Raw genomic sequence first — 2,443 nt, forward strand, 5'->3', positions numbered from 1 at the left:
CCATCACGAAGGGTCAATGCCGGGGCCGGGGAATTCGCCATAACTCATCCTCCCAGCCCGGAAAGCGTTTAAGAACTTACGACACGCGACACTAGCGGGTGTGGGAAATCGGGAAACAATGGCGTTCGGCGCTGACGGAACCATCTACTACACCACCTTCGACGATTACTACCTCGTCGGACCCGGCCACCTGAACGTCGTCGCCCCGGACGGAACCGTGGTCACCCATGACACGCCCGGTCAAGCGCAGAACCTCGTGCTCGGTGCGGACGGAAAGGCATATCAGACCGCGTACGACAACGCGACACAACAAACAACGGTTGTGATCGCCGGGCCGGACGGCACGATCGACACAGTCGTCGTCCCCGGCCGATCGGGGACCCACCAGCGCCTACAACGCCTCGTCGCCGGTCGTGGCCGGCCCCGACGGGACCGCTTATGTCACAACGCAATCCTTCGAGTCTGGCGGCGGCTACACCACCCACGTCTCGGTGATCCCCGCCGGCGGAGGCGACGCCATCACCATAAGTCACCCGGGAGCGGCAGATGGAAACGCCGTCACGACCACGTCGGGGATCACGTACCAGACCGTGCACAACGCCGCCGGGACCACAGTGATCGTGATCAATCCCGACGGGACCCATCGCTTTGTCGACCTCGACGGAACTCCGTATCTGACCGCGGTGGACGGCAACGACGGTCGGGTCTATCAGACCACGACGATTCCGAACTACGGCTCGCCGGATGGACCGATCACAGTCGTAACCGTGTTCGCGCCCGACGGGACGGTCGAACAGACTGTGCCGATTGAAGGTTCGACGTGGGGACAGGTGGCTGTCACACCCACTGCTGTCTACCAGACCACCGTCGACGGCAGTTATCCGGACCAGACCACCACGGTCACCGCCATCACCGCCGACTCCCCACGTGACCCGATCACCGTCGAAGGCACCGGCAACTCGCCGTAACTCATCGACGAGGACGGCACACTCCTCCTCATCACGCGCGATTCCGACGGGTCGGGAACGTGGCACACCACCGTGACGACGATCCGGCCGGACGGGACCCCCACGAGCACGACGGTGGACGGCCAGTCCAACAGCTTTGTCGTCGCGCCCGATGGGACGGTCTACCTCTCGATGGAGAGCGATACGTCGGCAGAGGAACCGACCACCGTTGTGGCAATAGTCTCCACAAACGGGACGGTCGAGTACGTCCCTCTCGACGGCATCCGATACGGCGACCCGGTTACCGGCGGTGCCAACGCATTTCAGGTGACCCGGGCTGATTTCAGCTCGGCGCGCACCGTCATGGCCATCACTCCCGACGGCGTGTTCCCCACGGAGATCGACGGAGACGTGTCTGGGCTGACCGCAGGGCCAGATGGAAGTGCCTACTTTCTCACGACCGACTACTCCGATGAAACACCCACAACACAATTGCATGTGATCGAACCTGACGGAGTCACCCATCACGCCCTCACAGTTCCGGGCGCACCACGAACCGGTCCCACGTTCACCGAGGATGGCGACGTCGTGCTGACGACGTACACCGCCACCGGCATTCACACCACCACGCTGGAACGCTGACGGCCTCAAGAACAACGTCATGAATCAGTTCTGTCGGACCCACCTGCTCTACTTGTTCCACCTCGAACAAAGGAGCGAACATGGCCGACCACGCTTCCGATCTCCGCGGACTTCCCCGCTGGCATCCCGACCCCCTGGTGCGCGAGACGCTGGACCGCATCCGGCGCTGCGGGTGGGCGGTGACCGCCATCAGCGACGAGTGCATGTTCCACTCATCGGAATGCGAAACACCGGAGTGCTCGTTCGCGTACACCACCGGGTTGCGCCTCCACGAACTGCCAGAGATGGCCGTCTACGGCCTGAATGCACACACCAGCTACGAGGTTCTGAAAGAACTTGGCAATGTGTTCCACCGCTACGACTGGCGTCAAGCTGTCGCGAATTCAATTCCGGTGCAACTGGAATCGCTGGAGGTCCCGGTGGTGATGATCGAGGTGGTGGACAAGTCAGACTTCACTGTCACTAACGTCGTCTACCCCGATGCGCCTGTCCTCCAGGCTGTCTGGCCCGACGACCTCGACACCTACCCGTGGGAGGTGGGCTACAGCCTTCGGCCCGAGCATCAGTACGTGAAGGGCGTGCACGACGCGAACGCGTTGCGCGTCGACGGCCCGCGTGTCATCTCCGCGTACGAGGGGATGAACCGAGCGCAACGACGCCGGGCCGCACGGAACTGGCGTCGAGGATGAACGGCGCACAGTATTGTCGGTGCCCCCGGCTACAGTGGTTTTCAGCAGATGAATGACAGGCATCGGCAGCAGGTTTCGCCGATGCACCACGAATGATGACGACAAGCCCACCCTCAGATGTGGAAGGTTCCGTCATGCCCACAACAACAGCTCCTGCCCTGTGCC

At 62.6% G+C, this 2,443-nt stretch carries 3 protein-coding genes; all 3 read left to right on the plus strand.

The window, feature by feature from the left end; translation table 11 throughout:
* Positions 1 to 413 precede the first annotated feature (413 nt).
* The 3 genes from ACWDTF_RS24735 to ACWDTF_RS24745 all read left to right on the plus strand — a co-directional run bounded on the left by ACWDTF_RS24735 (position 414) and on the right by ACWDTF_RS24745 (position 2,278).
* Entirely contained in the window at positions 414 to 968 is a 555-nt protein-coding gene (locus ACWDTF_RS24735; protein WP_449755241.1) for a hypothetical protein, read from the plus strand.
* Positions 969 to 1,040: 72 nt separating this feature from the next.
* The gene (locus tag ACWDTF_RS24740) at positions 1,041 to 1,589 is read left to right on the plus strand and encodes a hypothetical protein (RefSeq protein ID WP_449755242.1); all 549 of its coding nucleotides are present in this window, start codon (positions 1,041 to 1,043) and stop codon (positions 1,587 to 1,589) included.
* 80 nt (positions 1,590 to 1,669) lie between these two features.
* Entirely contained in the window at positions 1,670 to 2,278 is a 609-nt protein-coding gene (locus ACWDTF_RS24745; RefSeq protein ID WP_240860241.1) for a DUF4262 domain-containing protein, read from the plus strand.
* Positions 2,279 to 2,443: the final 165 nt, after the last annotated feature.

Source organism: Gordonia sp. NPDC003422 (assembly GCF_053588675.1).

Excerpts from the sequence above, each read along its gene's own strand:
- ACWDTF_RS24745 (WP_240860241.1), top strand. The coding sequence starts at position 1,670 with ATGGCCGACCACGCTTCCGATCTCCGCGGACTTCCCCGCTGGCATCCC.